The sequence below is a fragment of the Chryseobacterium sp. MHB01 genome (genome assembly GCF_034651565.1).
In the GTDB taxonomy this organism is placed as follows: Bacteria; Bacteroidota; Bacteroidia; order Flavobacteriales; family Weeksellaceae; genus Chryseobacterium; species Chryseobacterium nepalense.
The window spans coordinates 311,987-332,178 of the sequence record NZ_JAYEDA010000001.1 but is presented as its reverse complement, the minus strand read 5'-3'; the positions used below and the strand labels follow the sequence as shown (position 1 = coordinate 332,178).

The 20,192-nt window shown below is 35.7% G+C and carries 17 protein-coding genes; 10 read left to right on the top strand and 7 right to left on the bottom strand.

Features of this window, described 5'->3' with window-relative positions; genetic code table 11:
• Positions 1-9 precede the first annotated feature (9 nt).
• The 5 genes from U9K52_RS01655 to U9K52_RS01635 all read left to right on the top strand — a co-directional run bounded on the left by U9K52_RS01655 (position 10) and on the right by U9K52_RS01635 (position 5,827).
• Positions 10-3,063, top strand: a complete 3,054-nt coding sequence (locus tag U9K52_RS01655; RefSeq protein ID WP_322924808.1) for a DNA polymerase III subunit alpha — start codon at positions 10-12, stop codon at positions 3,061-3,063.
• A 28-nt stretch (positions 3,064-3,091) separates the two neighbouring features.
• A complete protein-coding gene (locus tag U9K52_RS01650) occupies positions 3,092-3,367 on the top strand; it encodes a hypothetical protein (protein ID WP_322924805.1) in 276 nt (91 codons plus the stop codon).
• A 148-nt stretch (positions 3,368-3,515) separates the two neighbouring features.
• A complete protein-coding gene (locus tag U9K52_RS01645) occupies positions 3,516-4,322 on the top strand; it encodes an SDR family oxidoreductase (protein ID WP_322924803.1) in 807 nt (268 codons plus the stop codon).
• A gap of 76 nt (positions 4,323-4,398) precedes the next feature.
• Positions 4,399-5,310 (top strand): helix-turn-helix domain-containing protein, encoded by a 912-nt coding sequence (locus U9K52_RS01640; protein ID WP_322924801.1) that lies wholly within the window; start codon positions 4,399-4,401, stop codon positions 5,308-5,310.
• A gap of 181 nt (positions 5,311-5,491) precedes the next feature.
• Positions 5,492-5,827: a nuclear transport factor 2 family protein gene (locus tag U9K52_RS01635; protein WP_322924799.1), complete on the top strand. Its 336-nt coding sequence runs from the start codon at positions 5,492-5,494 to the stop codon at positions 5,825-5,827.
• Positions 5,828-5,984: 157 nt separating this feature from the next.
• Here the strand turns inward: U9K52_RS01635 and U9K52_RS01630 are convergent, their stop codons facing one another.
• Together U9K52_RS01630 and U9K52_RS01625 are read right to left on the bottom strand one after the other, a co-directional pair.
• Positions 5,985-6,203, bottom strand: a complete 219-nt coding sequence (locus U9K52_RS01630) for a hypothetical protein (RefSeq protein WP_322924797.1) — start codon at positions 6,201-6,203, stop codon at positions 5,985-5,987.
• Between the two features lie 117 nt (positions 6,204-6,320).
• Positions 6,321-7,817: a carboxymuconolactone decarboxylase family protein gene (locus tag U9K52_RS01625; protein WP_322924795.1), complete on the bottom strand. Its 1,497-nt coding sequence runs from the start codon at positions 7,815-7,817 to the stop codon at positions 6,321-6,323.
• A gap of 342 nt (positions 7,818-8,159) precedes the next feature.
• Between U9K52_RS01625 and U9K52_RS01620 the strand changes: the two genes are divergently transcribed.
• Positions 8,160-9,056, top strand: a complete 897-nt coding sequence (locus tag U9K52_RS01620; RefSeq protein ID WP_322924793.1) for a helix-turn-helix transcriptional regulator — start codon at positions 8,160-8,162, stop codon at positions 9,054-9,056.
• A gap of 258 nt (positions 9,057-9,314) precedes the next feature.
• Here U9K52_RS01620 and U9K52_RS01615 read toward each other — a convergent pair whose 3' ends face one another.
• Positions 9,315-11,543, bottom strand: coding sequence for an outer membrane beta-barrel family protein (locus U9K52_RS01615; RefSeq protein ID WP_322924791.1), 2,229 nt, complete (start codon positions 11,541-11,543; stop codon positions 9,315-9,317).
• Between the two features lie 115 nt (positions 11,544-11,658).
• Between U9K52_RS01615 and U9K52_RS01610 the strand changes: the two genes are divergently transcribed.
• The 4 genes from U9K52_RS01610 to U9K52_RS01600 all read left to right on the top strand — a co-directional run bounded on the left by U9K52_RS01610 (position 11,659) and on the right by U9K52_RS01600 (position 15,775).
• Positions 11,659-12,330 carry an AraC family transcriptional regulator gene (locus U9K52_RS01610; RefSeq protein WP_322924789.1) on the top strand — a complete coding sequence of 224 codons (672 nt, stop codon included), beginning with the start codon at positions 11,659-11,661 and terminating at the stop codon, positions 12,328-12,330.
• Complete coding sequence (locus U9K52_RS21370) at positions 12,312-12,392, top strand: hypothetical protein (RefSeq protein ID WP_416232846.1); 81 nt, start codon at positions 12,312-12,314, stop codon at positions 12,390-12,392. Before U9K52_RS01610 ends, U9K52_RS21370 begins: the two co-directional genes overlap by 19 nt.
• 271 nt (positions 12,393-12,663) lie before the next feature.
• Positions 12,664-15,036 (top strand): TonB-dependent receptor, encoded by a 2,373-nt coding sequence (locus U9K52_RS01605; RefSeq protein ID WP_322924787.1) that lies wholly within the window; start codon positions 12,664-12,666, stop codon positions 15,034-15,036.
• A gap of 10 nt (positions 15,037-15,046) precedes the next feature.
• Complete coding sequence (locus tag U9K52_RS01600) at positions 15,047-15,775, top strand: hypothetical protein (RefSeq protein WP_322924786.1); 729 nt, start codon at positions 15,047-15,049, stop codon at positions 15,773-15,775.
• 59 nt (positions 15,776-15,834) lie between these two features.
• Here U9K52_RS01600 and U9K52_RS01595 read toward each other — a convergent pair whose 3' ends face one another.
• Genes U9K52_RS01595 through U9K52_RS01580 form a run of 4 tightly spaced genes read right to left on the bottom strand, consistent with a single transcriptional unit; the run spans position 15,835 to position 20,088 of the window.
• The gene (locus U9K52_RS01595; RefSeq protein ID WP_322924784.1) at positions 15,835-16,251 is read right to left on the bottom strand and encodes an EamA family transporter; all 417 of its coding nucleotides are present in this window, start codon (positions 16,249-16,251) and stop codon (positions 15,835-15,837) included.
• A 10-nt stretch (positions 16,252-16,261) separates the two neighbouring features.
• Entirely contained in the window at positions 16,262-17,053 is a 792-nt protein-coding gene (locus U9K52_RS01590) for a phosphatase PAP2 family protein (protein ID WP_322924782.1), read from the bottom strand.
• 12 nt (positions 17,054-17,065) lie between these two features.
• Complete coding sequence (locus tag U9K52_RS01585) at positions 17,066-17,656, bottom strand: HD domain-containing protein (RefSeq protein ID WP_322924780.1); 591 nt, start codon at positions 17,654-17,656, stop codon at positions 17,066-17,068.
• 11 nt (positions 17,657-17,667) lie between these two features.
• The gene (locus tag U9K52_RS01580) at positions 17,668-20,088 is read right to left on the bottom strand and encodes a TonB-dependent receptor domain-containing protein (RefSeq protein ID WP_322924778.1); all 2,421 of its coding nucleotides are present in this window, start codon (positions 20,086-20,088) and stop codon (positions 17,668-17,670) included.
• Between the last annotated feature and the right edge of the window lie 104 nt (positions 20,089-20,192).

The window sequence follows — 20,192 nt, the reverse complement described above, 5'->3', positions numbered from 1 at the left end:
CAAAAGATCATGTTTCTTAACTGTCATTCTTACCACAGTCTCAGATACGGCACCATTTCTATTCAGGATCTGGTTCGTCAGGCTGTAAATCATCAACTGCAAACTTTAGCATTAACCGATATTAATACCGTGACAGGTATTTATGATTTCTTGAATTTGTGCACTGAAAACGATATTAAGCCTATCGTGGGAGTGGAAATCAGAGTTGATAGCAAACTGTATTATATCTGTCTGGCTAAAAATCAAAAGAGCGTTGGAGAGATTAACAGGCTGCTCACCCATTACAATTGTGACGGAGTAGAAATTCCAAAGCATAATCCGATGCTTCAAAACACTATTGTCATATATCCATTGCACAACATTCCTCAAGTTTTACAAGATTTTGAATATATAGGAATCAGACCTGAAGAGCTCAACCAGCTTTTGAAACCTCAACTTAAAAAGTGGATCAGGAAAATGGTCATACTGCAACCCGTGACCGTTACAACCAAGCAGGAGTACAATCTTCACAAAATACTGAGAGCCATTGACAACAATACCCTCATCAGTAAATTAGAAAATGATGATCACTGCAAGGAGACAGAAACATTTGTCAATAAAAAAGAACTGTTAAATCAGTATCGAAACTATCCGCAAATCATCCAAAATACTGCTGCCGTAATTAATCAATGCAGTTTCGATTATGATTTTTCAACCCCTAAAAATAAGCAGCATTTCACAGACAGCAGGGAAAGTGATTTTAAACTGCTGACTCAGCTGGCACACGACGGACTGGCAGTTAGATATGGAAATAATCATCCTGAAGCTAAAACCAGAGTTGAAAAAGAACTCGCTGTTATTGACCATCTAAAATTCAGCGGTTACTTTCTAATTACCTGGGATATTATCCAGTACAGCAACAAAATGGGATTCATGCATGTGGGAAGAGGAAGCGGTGCCAACTCCATTGTCAGCTATTGCTTGGGAATAACCGATATCTGTCCTTTAGAGCTTGACCTGTATTTTGAAAGATTCTTAAACCTAAACCGTAAAACACCTCCCGACTTTGACATCGACTGGAGCTGGAATACAAGAGACACTATTCTGGAATATGTTTTTAATAAATACGGCAAACATCACGTAGCGTTTTGCGGAACCAATGTGGAATTTAAATATCGGTCTATCTTTAGGGAAATTGGAAAAGCCTTTGGCTTGCCAAAAGAAGAGTTGGACGTATTGGCTACAAGACCGATGAGTGAACATGATGACAATTCTGTTTTTAAGCAGGTTCATAAATACGGAAAACTTCTGGAAAAGTTTCCGAATCAGAGAAGCATGCACTCCTGTGGAATTCTTATTTCTGAAGAACCAATTACCAATTATACAGCATTAGAAATGCCACCGAAAGGATTTCCGATTGTGCAATTTGATATGCATACGGCTGAAGACATTGGTTTTGAAAAGTTTGATATTTTATCCCAAAGAGGGCTTGGAACAATCAAAGACACTGTTGACCTAATAAAAGAAAAAAAAGGTATTGCCGTTGATATCAAAGACACTGCCCTATCTAAAAATGAAGCAAAGTGCAATGAATTCCTAAGCATAGGGAAAACAATAGGCTGTTTTTATATCGAAAGTCCCGCAATGCGTGGGCTATTGAGAAGACTTAAATGCGAAGATTATAAAACTTTGGTTGCCGCTTCATCCATCATCCGACCGGGAGTAGCCCAAAGCGGAATGATGAAGGAATATATTTTCAGGCATAACAATCCGACAAAATTTGAATACTTTCATGAAGTTTTCAAAAAAGAATTGGGTGAAACTTATGGCATCATGGTCTATCAGGAAGATGTCATTAAAATTGCATTGCATTTTGGAGGACTGTCAGCAGCCGATGGTGATGTCTTACGACGGGCAATGAGTGGAAAAGGAAGATCATTATCTGCATTGCAAAAAGTAAAGGATCATTTTTTTGAATCGTGCAAAGAATTGGGACATCCTGAACAGCTTTCTAGAGAAGTATACCGACAAATTGAATCTTTTGCTGGATATTCATTCTGTAAAGCGCATTCAGCTTCTTACGCTGTTGAAAGCTACCAGAGTTTATATCTTAAAGTCTACTATCCTATCGAATTTATGGTTTGTGCCATCAATAATGGTGGTGGATTTTACAGAACAGAAGTTTATGTCCACGAAGCAAAAATGTCAGGTGCAACCATTAACAATCCATGTGTCAACCTCAGCGAATATCAGACGACAGTCTACGGTCAAGATGTTTATTTGGGATTAATGCATATCGAAAAGATGGAAAGAAAAATCGCCATGATGATTCCTGAAGAGAGATTGAAAAACGGAGATTACACTTCTTTGGAAAATTTTATCAAGAGAATACCTGTTGGAATAGAAACTTTGCAGACGCTAATCTTTATTAGTGCATTTAGGTTCACAGGGAAGCAAAAACATGAACTGCTCATTCAGGCAAGATTCCTCTTTGGTAATGACCATTCAACATTTAGGCAGCCAACCTTACTTGATGAACCTCAAAAAGAATACAAACTTCCTGCGATTCTTAAAAATCCTTTTGAGGATGCTTTTGATGAAATAGAGATTTTAGGATTTCCAGTATCATTCAGTCCATTTGATATTTTACAGACAAAGTACCGTGGAACGGTTATGGCGAAAGATTTGGTCAAATACCATAAAAAACAGATTAAAATGCTTGCGTATTTAATCTCCAGAAAACACGTTCCCACTAAAAGAGGAGCCATGTTTTTCGGAACTTGGATCGATGCCGAAGGAGCCTATTTTGACACGGCTCATTTTCCGGATTGTCTGGAGGAATATCCTTTCCAAGGTGGAGGATGTTATCTTCTGTTAGGAACTGTAGAGGTGGATTTTCATTTTCCTACAATCACCATCCATAAAATGGCAAAGATGCCCTTTATCCCTGATCCCAGATATTCTATGGATAAAGATAAGTCACTCGAAGCTGCAAGAACCCTACATGAAGATATTAGCATGACTCAAAGAAAGCCTTATCCGCAAGAACATGAGATTGGATTGCCGAGACAGAAAATGCAGTAGTCCTCAACAATAACAAAAAATCAATAAATTGAAACTTAAAGCAACCATCGTTGAAGAGACAAGTCCCAATGACGACTCCGTTATTGTGTGTTTTGAAGGAGACAAAAACAAAAAGCATTTCGAGGTTAAGTGCTCTTTTAATCCTTTTGTACACAAAATGCGTAAATGGGACAGTTGGGAAATGGTGATCAAATGGGATAGTGAAATTTACACCGACGAAAAAACAGGGAATAAATCATATTTTACTTATCTGTTCTGTGATAGAGCAATAGAGATCAACTCTCCGTATGGCAAAAAAGATTAAAAATGTACAGAATAAATACTCCTTTTGAAAAATATAATATATGCAATTCTTAAGAAACTTACGTCATTTCAACTAAGATCATTACCGTTTTGACTTATTTTAAATTTTAGCTAATGCCCAATTTTGCATCAATAAATAAATCAAAATTATGCAAAAGACAATTTTTATAACCGGAGCTTCATCCGGATTAGGGAAAGCAACCGCCAAATTATTTCAGAAAAAAGGATGGAAAGTAATCGCAACTATGCGAAGACCCGAGGAGGAAAAAGAGCTCAATCAACTTCCCAATGTAATCCTACTGGAACTTGATGTTACCGATACCGTAAAAAGCCAGGCAACTATATCTGAAATCTTAAAATCCCAAACCATCGATGTCGTACTGAATAACGCGGGTTACGGCCTTATCGGTCCCCTGGAATCATTAACCGATGAACAGATCCAAATGCAGATCCGGACCAATTTACTGGGTGTGATTCATATCACTAAAGCCTTTCTTCCTTATTTCCGGAAAAGAAAAAGCGGAACGTTCATCAATATCACCAGTACATTCGGCCTTCTGGGATATCCTACCTGCTCCATTTACAATGCCAGCAAATTTGCCGTCGATGGATTTTCAGAAGGTCTGGCCTACGAGCTCGCACAATTTGGAATCAATGTAAAAGTCATCGCTCCGGGAGGGATGCAAACCAACTTTACAGGAAGATCCCTTCAGGAAGGAATGCATGGAGCATACAGTCAGCTGGTAGCAAAGGTCAGCGAAGGCTACAGTGAGGAGCAGGTCGCCGATTACACGAAAGCAGAAGAAGTGGCTGAGATCATTTACGAAGCTGCGACCGACGAAAAATCCCAATTCAGGTATGTTGCAGGCAACGATGCTGTTGCCCTTTACCAGGAACGACTGAAATTAACACCTGAAGGACAGTTTAAAAAGATCCGCGAACAGTTTCTATTCTAGCCTAATAGTTAGTTCTGGGCTGTTAATTTTTAGCAGTTCATAAAATAACTCCGTACTAATTATTTAAATTTGTATTATGAAAAAGCAACCGGTTATCTTTAATTCCTTGTCCCAACTTCATAAAGCAATGGGACAGCCGGCACCCTCCCACCCCCTCATCAGTATTATCAATTATGGTGAGGCACAGTTCGACCCCACGGATTTCGAGCAGGGTATCATCCTTAATTTCTACAAAATTTCCCTTAAGACAAGCTTTTCCGGAAAATTGAAATATGGTCAGGGCCACTACGACTTCGAAGAGGGCGGGATGTCGTTCATTGCTCCGGGCCAGCTGCTGAAAATGCAGGAAGAAGAGGCTGATTATGATGGGATGACTCTACACATACATCCTGACCTGTTAAACGCATATCCGCTTAGCTCCAATATAAGGCATTATGGCTTTTTCAGTTATTCTGCAGCAGAAGCGCTGTACCTTTCGGATAAAGAAAAAACAACGATACTCAGTATCTACCGGTTTATCCAGGACGAGCTAAGCGAGCGCATCGATAAGTTTAGTCAGGATGTGATCATTTCCCAGATCGAGTTACTGCTCAATTATGCTAACCGTTTTTATGACCGGCAGTTTCTGACCAGAAAGGCGGTCAATAATGATATTCTTGCCAAGCTCGAACAACAGCTGGAAAACTACTTTAGTAACGAAACACCATTAGTCAACGGACTTCCCACCGTCAATTTATTAGCAGAACAGCTCAACCTAACACCGCGATATCTTAGCGATCTTTTACGGAACCTGATTGGATTAAATACACAGCAATTCATTCATGAAAAAGTCATCGAAAAGGCAAAAGAAAATCTTGCAAAAGGTCACAAGAGCATCGCTGAAATTGCCTATCTGCTAGGATTCGAGCATCCTCAATCTTTCAATAAACTATTCAGAACCAAAACGTCCATATCACCTTCTGAATACCGGAAATCTCTGTTAAATTGATAATGGTCCGTTTCATATTTTGTTCCTGATCCATCACTTCCTCTTCGAAATTATTTCCTTGCCAAATATTTTTCTCGATAGGTAAATATACCATGAAAGCATCTTATATCTGCGCAAATTTATATGGAATTCAAACATTCATTATTCTTACCATCTGAAATATAAAAATCAAAAAACGAGTATGAAAATAACAAATTTTGTAGAAGAATTTATTGCGTCAAGCAATGCTTATGATACTGTAGACTATGTTAGCAAATGGCAGACAGATGTCATCCTTGACGATCCATCGGTAGGAAATGTCTATGTCGGACATTCGGAAATCAAAAATTACTTTGAAAGCTATTTTATAGGCTACAGAACACAGACCAAACTTATAAAACTTGACATCACGAGTGATAACAAAGCAAATTTGGAAGTTGAGTTTACCGGGAGCTTTCCTGAGGGAAAAATTAAAGGATTTTTCAGTTTTACATTCGAAGAAGGAAGGATATCTAAAGCATTTGCAGATTTACTATAATATTCCCGAGACAATATATGGTAGGTAAATGATAATAATTTAATTTTAATATTAAAATTCAGCTTTTATCCTCTTCCATATCAATCCGTAATTTTCCGTGTTCTTAATATCTGTTATAAATTATAAATCGCAAATTTCATAACCTTCTCTAAATCCTCTAAGAATGGTTATTCTTAGAGGTTACTAATTCATCAGTTATATCTTTTTGATATACACAATCAAAATTGATGAATACATTTTTGCCGATCTTAATATCCTTGCCATAATTGATGTAAAGCGGCGTAAATACATCTGTCGTCTCATCAATTTCGGACCCAACGATTTCCCCCAAATAATTCCTTATTTCCGCAGCATCTGTTGTGCTGTTTAATTTCATCAATACTTTTTGCTTTCATAAGAGACATCCCGCATTCTGTTCCTTTGAGAATCACCTTGCGGAATAGTTTTGCCACTTTTCAGTCTCTCAAAAATGTCTTTTTCTATTGGCATCTCTTTATTTTTTATTGGCGGCTTCATAAGCCTCATCATTTACCGCTTCCAACCAGGTGTTTTTATTAGATTCCTGATTAGGAATTATGGATAGATGTGCAAACCAGCTATCTTTTGTGGCACCATGCCAATGGTCTACATTAGGTTCGATTTCTATAATGTCCCCCTCTTTTATCCTTCTAATATCTTTTCCACGTTCCTGAAAGAGCCCTTCCCCAACTACAGCAATCAGAATCTGTCCGTTTGTATGCTTATGCCAATTGTTTCGGCAACCCGGTTCAAAAGTCACATTAGCAATTGGTAGATTTAATTCTTTATTAGATGTAAGAGACGCTACATATGATTTACCAATAAAATACTTTGATAAATCTGTATTCTCTTTTCCAACAGGGAATGCACTTACTATTGATTGGCTATTGTGATCCTCTTTTTTACTATTAAATTTGCTGAAGATCTCCACCATTGTTTTTGTGTCCAAAACATTCATATCAACTAATTTCAGAGATTTAACCATAGGAAGTGTAGAGTCTTTATATTCTTTAAAGTGAGGGGTTTGCAGATGGCTTTCATAGGCTTTTCTATCTGCGTAAATTTCTAGGATTCTCACCTGATTGGGATTTTCTTTCTGGAACATCGGGAAAATAGCGACTACTCCATGTTCAATTTTTACAGAAGCTGCCGATTCCTCTACCAGTATCGATTTGTACTGATCTAAGAATTCAGGTACAATTTCAATTTCCGAAATGCGAACCATCATATCATTTGCAATCAAAGGAGTTTCTTTTTCACCAATGGCATTTCTTAATACATTGCCTTGTTGACGACTGATGTACTGATCGATAATCAAAACCAATTCTTTCAATTGTCCATCTGTAATACCAGTGTTTCTTCCCATACCGATATGGGCTTTCAACTGAGGCTCTACTCCGGGCATAGCTGCCAATGCAGAAATCGTTACAAATTCTCGCTGACGAAAATTCAAAACGTCACTGTTAAAAATATCTGCAAAAAGATGCTCTTTTAAAAAAGCATCAGCTCGTGGTGCAAATTCGCCAAAACCAGGGGCAGGCTTTTGTTGCGGTGTTTTGGTAAGTTCTTCCAATACTTTACGACCCTGCTCATATTTATCCAATGTAGTATTTTCTACGATAATCTTTTTGCCTTCCTTGTCTTTGATACCTTTACCCGCTCTTTCTTCCACTACCGTTTTAAAAACACCTAAAGCATTCAAACTGCGAGGAAATCCGCAATACGCATATAATTGTACTAAAGCTTCTTTTATTTCGTTAATTGCAAGTCCTGAATCCAGACCTGAATTCAAAACCTTTTTAAGATTTTCAGTATTCCCTGAGGCGGTAAGGGCTGATATCGCAGACAAATTTTGCTGATGGTCATTTAAGTGGGTAAATCCATTACTCGTCGTTACTTGTGCATTCATTATACTATTCATATTTATTGTGAAAAAAAACACCCATAAAAATTTTGTTATTTTTAATCTCATAAGATTATTTTATTCTGGTTCAAATGTAACTTTTAGTTTTCCTTTTTGCATGGAACTGCATAATGCCTTCCTAAGGGTCTAATCTTTGTCAATACCTGTATTAAATCTCTTCGATCTTGGAACGATCTTGTTTGTTTTTATACTTCCAGTTTTCCATAATGATTCAATTTTTATAGATCTTCTGTGATCTAGATCATTACAAGAACAAAGTTCTTCATTGTATGGATTAACTTGTTTATACAGAATACGGAAGTATTTACCACTTTTACTGATTTGGGGTATAAGGATGTAATTCGTGTTAAAAGGTTTTATAAATTTGTGTATGTAAGTGATAAAAACGATATGGAAGAGGTCATAAAAATAGATACTGTACGACAGTATAATGACGAGATGGGTGCTGAGACAAAACATCCTTTGGTAAGTGTCGTTAATTTCGATGAAATTCCTACCTATGTACAATTCAGGAGGTATATGGGGCTATACTGTGTTTTCTTAAAAAATGTAAAGTGTGGCGATATGCGCTACGGCTGTCAGCCATATGATTATGAGGACGGAACACTTGTTTTCATTGCACCCGGCCAGGTTTACGGTATTGACAGTAGCGGGAAGGTTATTAAACCGTCAGGAAAAGCATTGGTATTTCATCCAGATATGATTCTTGGAACCCATTTGGGGAAAATTATTAAAGACTACACTTTCTTTTCTTATGATGTTAATGAGGCACTACATTTATCAAAAAAAGAACGAGCTACAATCAACGATTGCTTTGATAAAATAGATAATGAAATCGATCTAAATATTGACAAACACAGTAAAACACTGATTGCGTCTAATATAGAACTTTTGTTAAATTACTGTATGCGATTCTATGACCGCCAATTCATTACCAGAAATAATATAAATACAGGTATTTTGGTGAAGTTCGAAAATCTTCTGCACGATTACTTCAGGTCGGGAAAATCGCAGGCTCTTGGACTACCCACCGTCACATATTGTGCTGAAGAATTAAATCTATCGGCAAACTATTTTGGTGACCTCATCAAAAAAGAAACGGGAAATACGGCACTTGACTATATACAGACAAAATTGATTGAAGAGGCCAAGGAAAAAATATTTGAGCCTAATAAATCAATAAACGAAATCGCCGATGAACTTGGATTTAAATACCAACAGCATTTCACTCGGCTTTTTAAACAGAAAGTGGGTGCAACACCTCAGGAATTTAGGAATCTAAATTAATAGAATACCATTGCTTCTGAAACGATAAATTCTTGGCACACCTGGAACTATATTGAGTTTTTTCATTGGGGTAGAATAAATATTTAGTCCCGTATAAATAAACAATCAATTAGAATTATTTATGCATCTGAATTAGTCCATTATTAGTCGACCCTTATATTTACATTACTGCTTAAAAAAGGTTCAGAAAAACTCAATCCTGAACCTTTTTTCTTACTATTTAATTAAAATTGCCCCCTTATAAGAGATCTAAAATCATCAACTTCCCTGCGAAGCTCCATTCAGGTAATCCTCACTGATATCTTTATCCTTTTTAAAATCCATTTTCCCGAATTTATAGCTAAAACTTATACCGAACGACCGAAGTGGTAATTGGCGCATGGAATATGAAGTATAATCAGTGGTATTAACCGTTGTCACCTGATTGATATATTTGTTGAAAGGGTTTGTTGCTGTAAACCCTATACTTGCCTTTTTGTTCCAGAATTGTTTTCTCGCCGCAATGCTGTAAGTAATGGATTGAGGATTTTTACCCTGAATATTCTTTGCGGAAGAATTATAATTCCCAAATATCTCTACAATAAAATCTTTTGGAAATGCATAATTCATATTTAAGTTTAAACGGTAGCGCATTCCCATATCAATGTTTCCAAAATAATCGCTGACGATATATCGGTGGAAAAGCATCATATTTCCCCGAATATTTAATTTGTTATTCAGCAAAGGAAGGGAGCCGGATAAAATACCTCCCGAATTATATTCTTTTCCGATATTGTCTCTTGAAGTCACAGAAACATTGGTATAATCAGTTCCGTTGACGTTATAAATCGGATAAAAAGTTGTGATTTGTTTTAAATCCTGACTGTTAATTCTTTCTGTAAGCGTGAATGAAAGATTGGCTCCATTTTCAAAATTTCTGTTGTACCCTAATTCCATATTATCACCAATTTCTGGTTTTAATGAAGGATTTCCGGTGGTAATATTGTGAGGGTCGCTGAAATTCAGAAACGGATTTAGTTCAGAATATTCTGGTCTTTCAACTCGTCTTGTGTAAGCCAGTTTTATAGTTTCTCCGCTGTCAAATTTGTGCGATAAAATAAAGGAAGGAACAAGCAGACTGTAAGATGGAATATTGGTATTTTGGTAATCAATTTTAACGGTTGTGTATTCGTAACGTGCTCCTGCCCTTACATCCAGCCAATCATTAAATAATTTTAAAGATGAGGAAAGATACGCCGCATATACTCCCATATCGTATTTCAAGCGAAAAGACTGAAAAGGGTCAGATTCATACTGTCCTGATAAAGCATTCAAAACATTAACATCTGTTGTATTATTAATATGTTGAAGAATGGCTTTCGTACCCATTTCCAATGTAATTTTATCATTGATTGGCTGAACATAGTCTACCGATAAATTATGCTCAGAATCTGTTCCAGGATTGCTTCCGGAGATTCCGTCATAAGGGATCATTGATCCTGCCAAACTCTGTGTTTGCAAGTAGTTACTTTTGGGTGAGCCAAAACTTCCCACATAATCAGCTGTTAATTCCTGTCCTTCTTTCTGAAATGTTTTTCGGTAGCTAACATTAGCATCAATAGAATTCACAGATGAACGAGTATCTGAATTTCTGTAACCGATAATAGACTGTTCATTCGGCGTGGAAAAATCTCTTATATACTGTTCCTGATTGATGAGACCGATGTTTTTGTTGGCAAAATCATTATAAGAAACCGAACCGCTCAACGTATTGGTTTTGTTAATGGCCCAGTCAAAACCCAATCCCGTACGATAACCGTGTCTTTGAAAATCGTTGTAACCATTTTGCAATAATTGAGTTTCACTGGTAGCTGTATGAGAAACTCTGTTTTGTGAAGAAGGCGTTCGGGATTTCAACTGTGCATTGCCGCTGAAAAAAGCATTCAGGCTGAAATTATTATTTCTGAAATTTAAATTGACAGAACCTGTTTCAAACCTTGTTCCTACAGAACCGTTGATAATTCCGTTAATGCCTTTTACTTTGCTTTCGTTCAGAACAATATTGATAATTCCACCCGTTCCTTGAGCATCATACTTTGCTCCTGGACTTGTAACCGCTTCTATACTTTTAATCTGACTTGCCGGAATCGAAGCGAGTGCATCAGCAAGACTGTTTCCAAAGATGCCGGAAGGTTTTCCGTTAATTAAAAATCTTACATTGGGATTTCCCTGAAGCTCCACATTCCCATCTGCATCTACGGTTACCTGAGGAACTTTTCTCAAAACATCTATTGCGGCACCGGTCTGTGACGTCAAGTCATTAGCCACATTATAAACGATTTTGTCAATTTTATTTTCAACGATTGGCTTTTTACCGCTAATGACAACTTCCTGAATGGTTTTGATTTGATTGCCCTTTAGAGTATCGGTTGGTTTTACAGGATTTGTATTTTGAGCCTTTGCGACAATCGCAAATAGTAAAGTAATTGGAATTGATAATTGTTTCACAGTGCTGTATTTATGGCACAAAGGTGAAACCTAATTTTGTAAACATTCTGAATTATGGAACGATAATGTAAAAGATATAAAATTCAAATTTTATTCAAAATCGCAAAATATTTTTGTGAAATTAGTTAAATTTAAAGTGGAGGTAATCAACGATCATATTAATTTAGAAATAAGTAAAATTCAGAGTAATAATTCTTTTTTTGAGAGTAAAACCACTGAAGAAAAGATTCAATTGATATTTACTTTATCGGAAAAAGACTTCGTTTACAGTATTATTGAAAGCCAAAGCATTATCATTACAATTGACACAAAATATTTTACAAAATACAATGAATCTCTAACTATTTTTCAAAAAGAAAAGCAAAAGATCCCAATCGATATACAACATAACCTGCTACAAATCATTAAGAATAATTTTAATGACATTTTTAGGAAAATAGGCATTGAAAGTCTTATTCTTGATAGTATTTGTAAGCTTGGGACAAACGAGTTACAACTTCAGGAAGATAATCAAAAAGTCAAATTTTCGGGCCTTGCCAATGTCGAGAAGATCAATCTTGCAAGAAAGCTTATCGTTGAGCATCTGTCTGAGCATCTGACAATCCCTATTATAGCATTGGAAGTGGGAACGAATCAATCTTATCTGAAAATCGGCTTTAAGAAAATGTATGGTCAAACCATTTTTGAATTTATCCAAAGTACCAGAATGCAGACCGCAAAAGAACTCCTTAAAAGACAGATCTTACTATTACAATTATCGCCTACAAAGTGGGTTATTCTTCATTAAGCAGCTTCAGCCAGACCTATAAAAAACACTTTGGTATTACTCCATCATTAGATTGCAAATAAAAATTTTCTGATTTCTAAAACAGTATTTCTTTATTCTAAACAGAGATGCTTTTTTGAGTTCATATTATATGTATCTTTGCACTTTATTAATATTTGGTCTAAATAAATATAATGAAGCAGATTTTTAGTTTAAACAGAACTAGTCCAAAAAAGATAATGGGGCAATCTCCTTTTTATTTTAAAAACAATCCTATTTAATTACTTTTTTATTTTTTAATAATTTCCTACTCAACTGTCATTTTTGTATGGGTAAGAGATAAACAATTTTACAATGCATAAACGATTAATTTTTCTATTTTCAATGCTTACGGCCTTATTTTCCTTTGCGCAAACCAAGACCGGAGCAATCTCAGGAACAATTACTTCCATTGAAGATGAACCTTTAGAACTTGTTTCGGTATCACTTTTAGATCAGAACAAAAGTACAATTACCGATATCAAAGGGCATTTTAGTTTCCCTGAACTTGCACCGGGAAATTATACTGTAAAAATTCAGATACTGGGGCTTAAAGAGCAGCAAATCCCGGTTGAAGTAAAAGAAGATGAAGATACACCCGTAAATTATCGACTTACCAAGGAAAACATTCAGGTATTACAGGAAGTGCGGATTGTTAAAAATAATTCAACTGTTACCCGAAAAGAGAGTCCCTATGTGGCAAAATTACCCATCAAATATTTAGAAAATCCGCAGGTTTACAATACCGTTCCAAAGGAATTAATCACTCAGCAAATGGCAGTAGACCTGGGAAGCGTTTCCAAGAATGTTCCCGGGGCTGGTATTCCGATGATTGCCAATCAGGGAAGAGTGACTTTCCGTTCGCGTGGATTTGAAACTGAGCCTAATGCAAGAAACGGTGTTGCAGGAGCGGCTTTCTCATTTTTGGATAATGCCAATTTAGAAAGAATTGAAGCTATTAAAGGTCCTTCCACCACCCTTTTTGGAACTCAGGTATCAAGCAGCTACGGAGGTTTATACAACAGAGTCACCAAAAAGCCCTACAACGGATTTGGTGGTGAAGTAGGTTATACCGGAGGAAGCTGGAATTTTAACAGACTGGCTTTTGATGTCAATACACCAATCAATAGTGATAAAACGGCACTGTTTAGATTAAATGGGGCAACAACTTTCGAGAAAAGCTTTCAGGATAGTGGTTTTACGAACAGTTTAGCCATTGCCCCAAGCTTTTCATACCAGATTAATGACCGATTATCTTTGTTACTGGATGTTGAATTTGGAATTGCAAAAGGAACTTCCGTAGTTCGTTTTAATCCTTACACGAAAAGTAATAAAATCCAATCCATCGAGGACATTAATTTCCCTTACAAAAAGACATTTTTAGGCGATGACATCACCTACTCTACTCAAATGATGAATATTTTCGGGCAATTAAATTACAAGATTTCATCTTCATGGACTTCACAAACCATATTTTCCCGTGCAAGATCAACCATCAATGGCTATATCACAGCATTAAACGGAAGATCAGACACTACATTACAGGCAAGTGTAATTGTAGGCAACACAAACTTTATTGCTACTAATTTACAGCAAAACTTCATCGGTGATTTCTACATCGGTAAATTCAGAAACAGAATGGTGGTAGGGCTTGATTATTATAACAATTTCAATAGTTTTGACAGAACCAACGTGAATGCACCAGTGGTCGATTTTATTAATACCCCAAGTACTTACAGAGTAACGAGGGATATGCTCGATACCCTTACCAATACAGGAACACCAAGAAAAGAAAAAAGCAGCGATGATACTTATGCTGTTTATGTTTCAGATGTTTTTGATATTACAGACCGTTTGAAAGTAATGGGAAGCTTAAGAGTTGATAATTTCCATTACAATGGGGTGTACAATATTCTTACAGGTGAAACAGCAGGAGGACTTAGCGTGAGCGGACTACAGGCAGGACCTTACACGCAAACAGCTTTATCTCACAAGTCGGGTTTAATTTATGAAGTTTTAAAAGATAAAGTATCTCTATTTGGAAACTATTTAAATGGATTCTATAATATCAGCGGAGTTGATAAAAACGGAAACAATTTCGTCCCACAGAAGGGAAATCAATTAGAATTCGGGGCTAAGGCAGATTTGTTTAATCACAGACTTGTCGGGACGATAAGTTATTATGATATTAAAGTAGATCATGTGTTAAGAACAGATCCGGATGATGCGAATTTCTCTATTCAGGACGGTTCGCAATACAGCAAAGGCATCGAAGTAGACATTACGGCAAATCCTGTTGCAGGTCTTAATATCATCGTTGGATATGCTTATAATGACAGCAAATTCACAAAATCAGATGCTTCCGTACTGAACTTACGCCCTGCTGCATCCGGTCCGCAGAATATGTATAATTTCTGGATGAGCTATGCTTTTACGAAAGGGAAATTCAGTGGTTTGGGAGCCGGTTTTGGAGGAAATATCGGAAGCATGTCTTATCAAACCAATACACAGACCGCAAAAGTGATAATCCCTTCTTACAAAATGTTCGATGCAAGTATTTTCTATGACCGTCCGAAATACAGATTAGGCTTAAAAATAGATAATATTACCAGCGAAAAAGCTTGGTCTGTAAGACTTACACCTCAAGCTCCGATCAGATTTTTGGCAAGTATTGCTTTAAAATTTTAAATAAGTTTTAATGAATTCTTTTATTGTGAAAAAAGTTTTTTATTTATTATTTTTTCTTTTGTTAAGCAATCTTGCCTATGCAGACGGATATTGGCTGGAACTGGAAGGCTCAGGTAAAAAGGGAGATCCCTTAATGATAAAAATCCGTTACGGAGGCGTGAACGAAGACAAAACAAGATACATCAAAAGCGGAAGTGATCTTGATAAAATGAAAGATTTTGAACTCACTGTCATCAACCCCAATGGAGAAAAATCTCAAATTTCAATTCAGCAGAAAAACGATTTCTGGATTGGATACTATATTCCTAAAAATGATGGAACATATTATATTTTTGCCATTAACGACAGACTTCCTGTCGTAGAAAGAGAAGATCAGAAACAGAATATTAGACCTACTCAATATTTGCAAACCGTTTATGTAATTGGTAAAAAAAAGGAACAGAAAACGCCAATGCCTTATTTAAATCTGGATATTCACGTAAGTGATAAAACAGCAAAAATTTCCGCATCTATCGATGGAAAACCAGTAGAAAAAGGAACTCTGTTACGTGTTTTCTTGCCAAATAATCAGGATTTAAAATTGAGTACAGATGATAAAGGAACCGCTACTATTCCACTTCTACTGAAAGGTCAATATTTAGTAAGGTTAGATAAAACCATAAACACTGAAGGAGTTGTTGATGGCAAAAAATATTTTGCAGAAAGACATCGATGCGATTATAGTTTGATTACAAAATAAAATGATAAAAAAGATACGAATTTGCATCCGTATCTTTTTATTTTTAAAAATTAATTCAATTATTTTAAGGCAAATAATATAGTTCCACCTATTATTAATACTGCTCCGATTGCTGTTTTCAAAGTCAGTGTTTCTTTAAAGAACAAAACTGCAAAAATGATGGCTATTGCCACACTCAATTTGTCAACCGCTGCAACCTGTGAAACTTTTCCGATTTGAAGTGCTTTGAAATAAAACAACCAAGACAAACCTGTAGAAACTCCTGACAATACCAAGAAAATGATATTAAATTTTGATAGCGAACCAATATCTTTCGCTTCTCCTTTAATGAAAACAACACTCCAAACCAGTACCAGAATAATAATTGTTCGAATTCCGGTGGCTAGATTAGAATTAATATTAGAAACTCCTATTTTAGCAAAAATAGCCGTGAATGCAGCAAAAAGCGCTGACAGTAGTGTATAATAAAACCACATTATTCAAGTTTTAAAAATTTTTAACAAAGCCAATTCCTACACTTTTATTTTGGTAGAAAGGCATAACCATTGTTGCCGAATTTTTACTCTTTCCTCCCAAAAGATTATTGATTTTAGGATAAAGCCAATATGCCAGTTCTGTTGAAAGAATTCCAAAACCAGCACCACCAACAACATCTCCAAACCAATGTTTGTCATTCAGCATTCTGTAAACGCCTGTGAATACAGCAAATGAATAACCTGAAATACTTAATAAAAAGTTAGTATCCTTATATTCTCTGAACATAAATTGCGCAGAGGCAAAAGCAATCGCAGTATGTCCTGAAGGAAATGACAAATTATTGGATTGGTCCGGTCTTTCTTCCTTTGTTATATGTTTTAAAGGAAGTACAAATGCCGAAGTAATGAGCATAGATGTTCCATAAATGATAGTTCTATCCTTGAAGTTATGTTTACCTTCAACACCAAATGCATTTAATCCGTATACCAAAGCTGCAGGAGCAAATTGTGTATAATTATCAATTCTGATGTGGTCTGGCTTGTGTTCGTTGATTTCGTCTCTGGTTGAGAAGTTTAATTGTTTTAGGCCATTAACACTCAAACTCGCCACTCCGTATCCAATCAACGCAGTTGGAATAATCAATTTTTTATAACTAGGATTATATATTTTTTCATTAATGATTGTACTATCTTTTATTGTTTTCTGACCCTGAATTGAATCATTGTTTTGAGCCTTAATATTTCCAAAAACTGAGGTTAATATGAAAAGACCGATTGCTATTTTTTGACTGTAATTTGACATTTTTTTTGTGTATTAATTTTTAATAAAATCATTGGCGAGCTGGACATTCGCTTCCTTAAATTTTGCAAGTATATTTTGTCCGTAATCTGTAAAATATTGGTGATTTTTTAGAAAATCATTGTTCTGCATCTGCCATTCTTCATCGGTAAAAATGAGTCCGAGATATTTTTCAAACTCCAGTCTTAAAGCTTTCTCATATTTGGGATAATTAGTTCTTGTTAAATGAAATAAATCTGCATCACAAATGATTTTTTCAATCTCTGATACAGGATTTTGAGGATATTTTGTTGAATCGATACATTCTAAAACCTTTTGAATAAAATCTTTTTCACAACCGAAGTTTTCAAGAAAATTGCAGGCAATTCTCTTACTTTCTTGTTCGTGACCTTTATAACAAAAAGCATATCCGCAATCGTGAAACCAAGCAGAAACCTGTAAGGCACAAATATCCTCTTCGGAAAGGACACTTTCCTGAGAAATTTCCCGAACTGCTGCCACTACTTCATAAGTGTGCCCTATATTGTGAAATGTCAGTTCACTGGAAATATTCTCTGTAAGAAAAAGAATCGCATAATCTCTTACAGCTTGTAATAAATTATTCATTTTTTTTATATTTAGAACTTATAACTATAACCAACCCTAATGACCTGTGTTTCATAGTAATCATCGCTGGTATAGTAGAAACCACTTCCTTGAATCTGTTTCTTTATTACCATTGTATTAAGCAAATCCGTAGCATTGAAGAACAATTCTCCTTTTCCATTTTGAATCGATTTTTTAATACCGGCATCAACTGAGAATCTAGAACCGATTTTCCCTTGCCGAATAATATCAGGAGCCAGATAAACAGCCGTCAATTGAACATCCAATCCGCCAGCAAATTTGAGAGTATTGTTAAATTTCACATTTCCTGATATTGCATTTTGCATTTCTGCCGAAAAAACATTTGGAGTTGGATAAAGATTGGTTACCGTAAAAGCATCAATCCGATTTCTGTAAAGATTTCCATTAATATTAAAGGAATATACTTTTGAAATCTTCTGATTTAAAATCATTTCAAGTCCGGAGTTATAACTTTTACCGGCATTCTGAAAAACAGCGTAAACCAAAGTGCTTCCTGGAACAATGCTTGAAATTCTGGTAATCGTTCCATTTGAAAAACGATGATACAACGCAGAATACAAATAACCATTATCCCAATTGTATTTGTGTCCCAATTCAATAGAATTGGTAAATTGAGGTCTTAATTGAGGATTTCCGACTTTAATGATTTCTGCATCATCATATTTTGGAAAAATCCTGATATCTACTTCATTCGGACGGTCTACCCTTCTATTATAAAAAATAGAAAATTTGTTTCTGTCATTGAGCTTATAAGCCAATCTCAGATTTGGAAACGGCTGTGTGTAATTGTAACCATCGCTTTTATACGTCGGATGATTCGGATTGACATCATACTGAATTTTCACATACTCCAACCTCACTCCCAATTCAGCTTCCCATTTTGGAGTTTCAAAAATATAATTCGCGTAAACAGCGGGAATTAATTCTTTATAAGTCGCCCAACCTCCTGCATTGACATCCAAAACAGAGTTTGCTCCGGGAAGAAAATTCATATTTGTCGGGATGCTTCTGTTTCTTAATTTGATTCCAGTTTCTAATCTTCCGTATTTCAGAGGTTTGATATAATCTACATTGAAATCATAAACCTGTTCGTCAGACAATAATTTAAAAGCATCTGTTCCTTTGGAAGTTGGCAAATAATTATCGTAAAAATACTTCTCATCTTCTCTGTGAAAAGTATAATTAAAACCTACATTCAATAAATGCCCTGCTTCCTTAAATTTATGCTGATAATTGGCAGTTCCCATGATTGTCGTTTTCAATTCATCTTCCAAAAACTGCCACAAACGAAGTCTTTGTGAAAAATCTCCGTTGAAAAAAGGCTGGTCGCCACGGTCAATTATTTTTTCACTTCCGTACATCCCAGAAACCGTTAATGAATTTTGAGAATCGATATTCCAATCCAAACCTGCTTTTGTTGTTAAGAAATTGGTATTTCTGTTTCTTTTTAACTGAGATTTAATGATTGTTCCGTCGTCGTAAGTTCTTGTGACGAATTCATTTTTATTCAAAGTCTGGGTGTAAAGATTGTCTGCCTGAAGAAATACATTAACCTTATCTTTTCTATAATTAAGCGACAAAGAAGGATTGATTTTCGGGGCAAAAGTATATTGAGGTCTTATTGTCGGAAGATTTTCTTTTCGTACCCAAAGCGAACCCGTTCCGTAAGTGAAACCCACTTTCCCGTTCAAACCGTTTTTTGAATTTTTCTTCATAATAATATTGATGATTCCAGCGTTTCCATTGGCATCATATTTTGACGAAGGATTGTTGATGATTTCGATTCTATCAATGGATGAAGCAGGAATGTTATCCAATCCGGTCTGGCTTCCGAATCCTGTCAACGCAGTTTGTTTTCCATCAATCAGAACCGTGATTTTATCATTCCCACGCAACTGAACTTTCCCGTCCTGAACCGTTACACCCGGTAAATTCTGCATCGATTGTAATAAAGAACCTCCACTTTGACTGATATTATCGGCTAATGAAAATGTTTTTTTATCCATCTGATTGCTGATTTCGTTTTTCTTGGTAGATGTTATAACAACTTCCTCAATTTTAGTTTCTTTCGTCGAAGAAGAATTCTCCAGTTCAATAATTGGAATTTCAATAAACTCAGAAAGACTTCCTACAAAGAGATTTTGTTTTTTGGCAGTAAATCCAGAAATAGATATTTCCAAATAATAATTATCGGGTTTCACTCCTTCAAGCGAAAATCTCCCTTCTTCATTGGTAATGGTTCCAGCGACAAAAGCCTCATCATTTGATTTTTTTAAGATAATATTTACATATGGCAGATTTTTTTGATCCGATTGATTTTTAACCATTCCGGAAATAGTTACATTTGAAAACTGCGATTTAAAAAAACTCATCGTCATTAGTAAAACAAGGAAAAACAAATTCTTCAGCATTTTATATCATTTTAATTTTATGAGACAAAAATGAGATGAGATTTAGAAGAAATTTAGAATTTGATAATATAAATCTTACATGTTTACATAAAAATGGAAGCAGT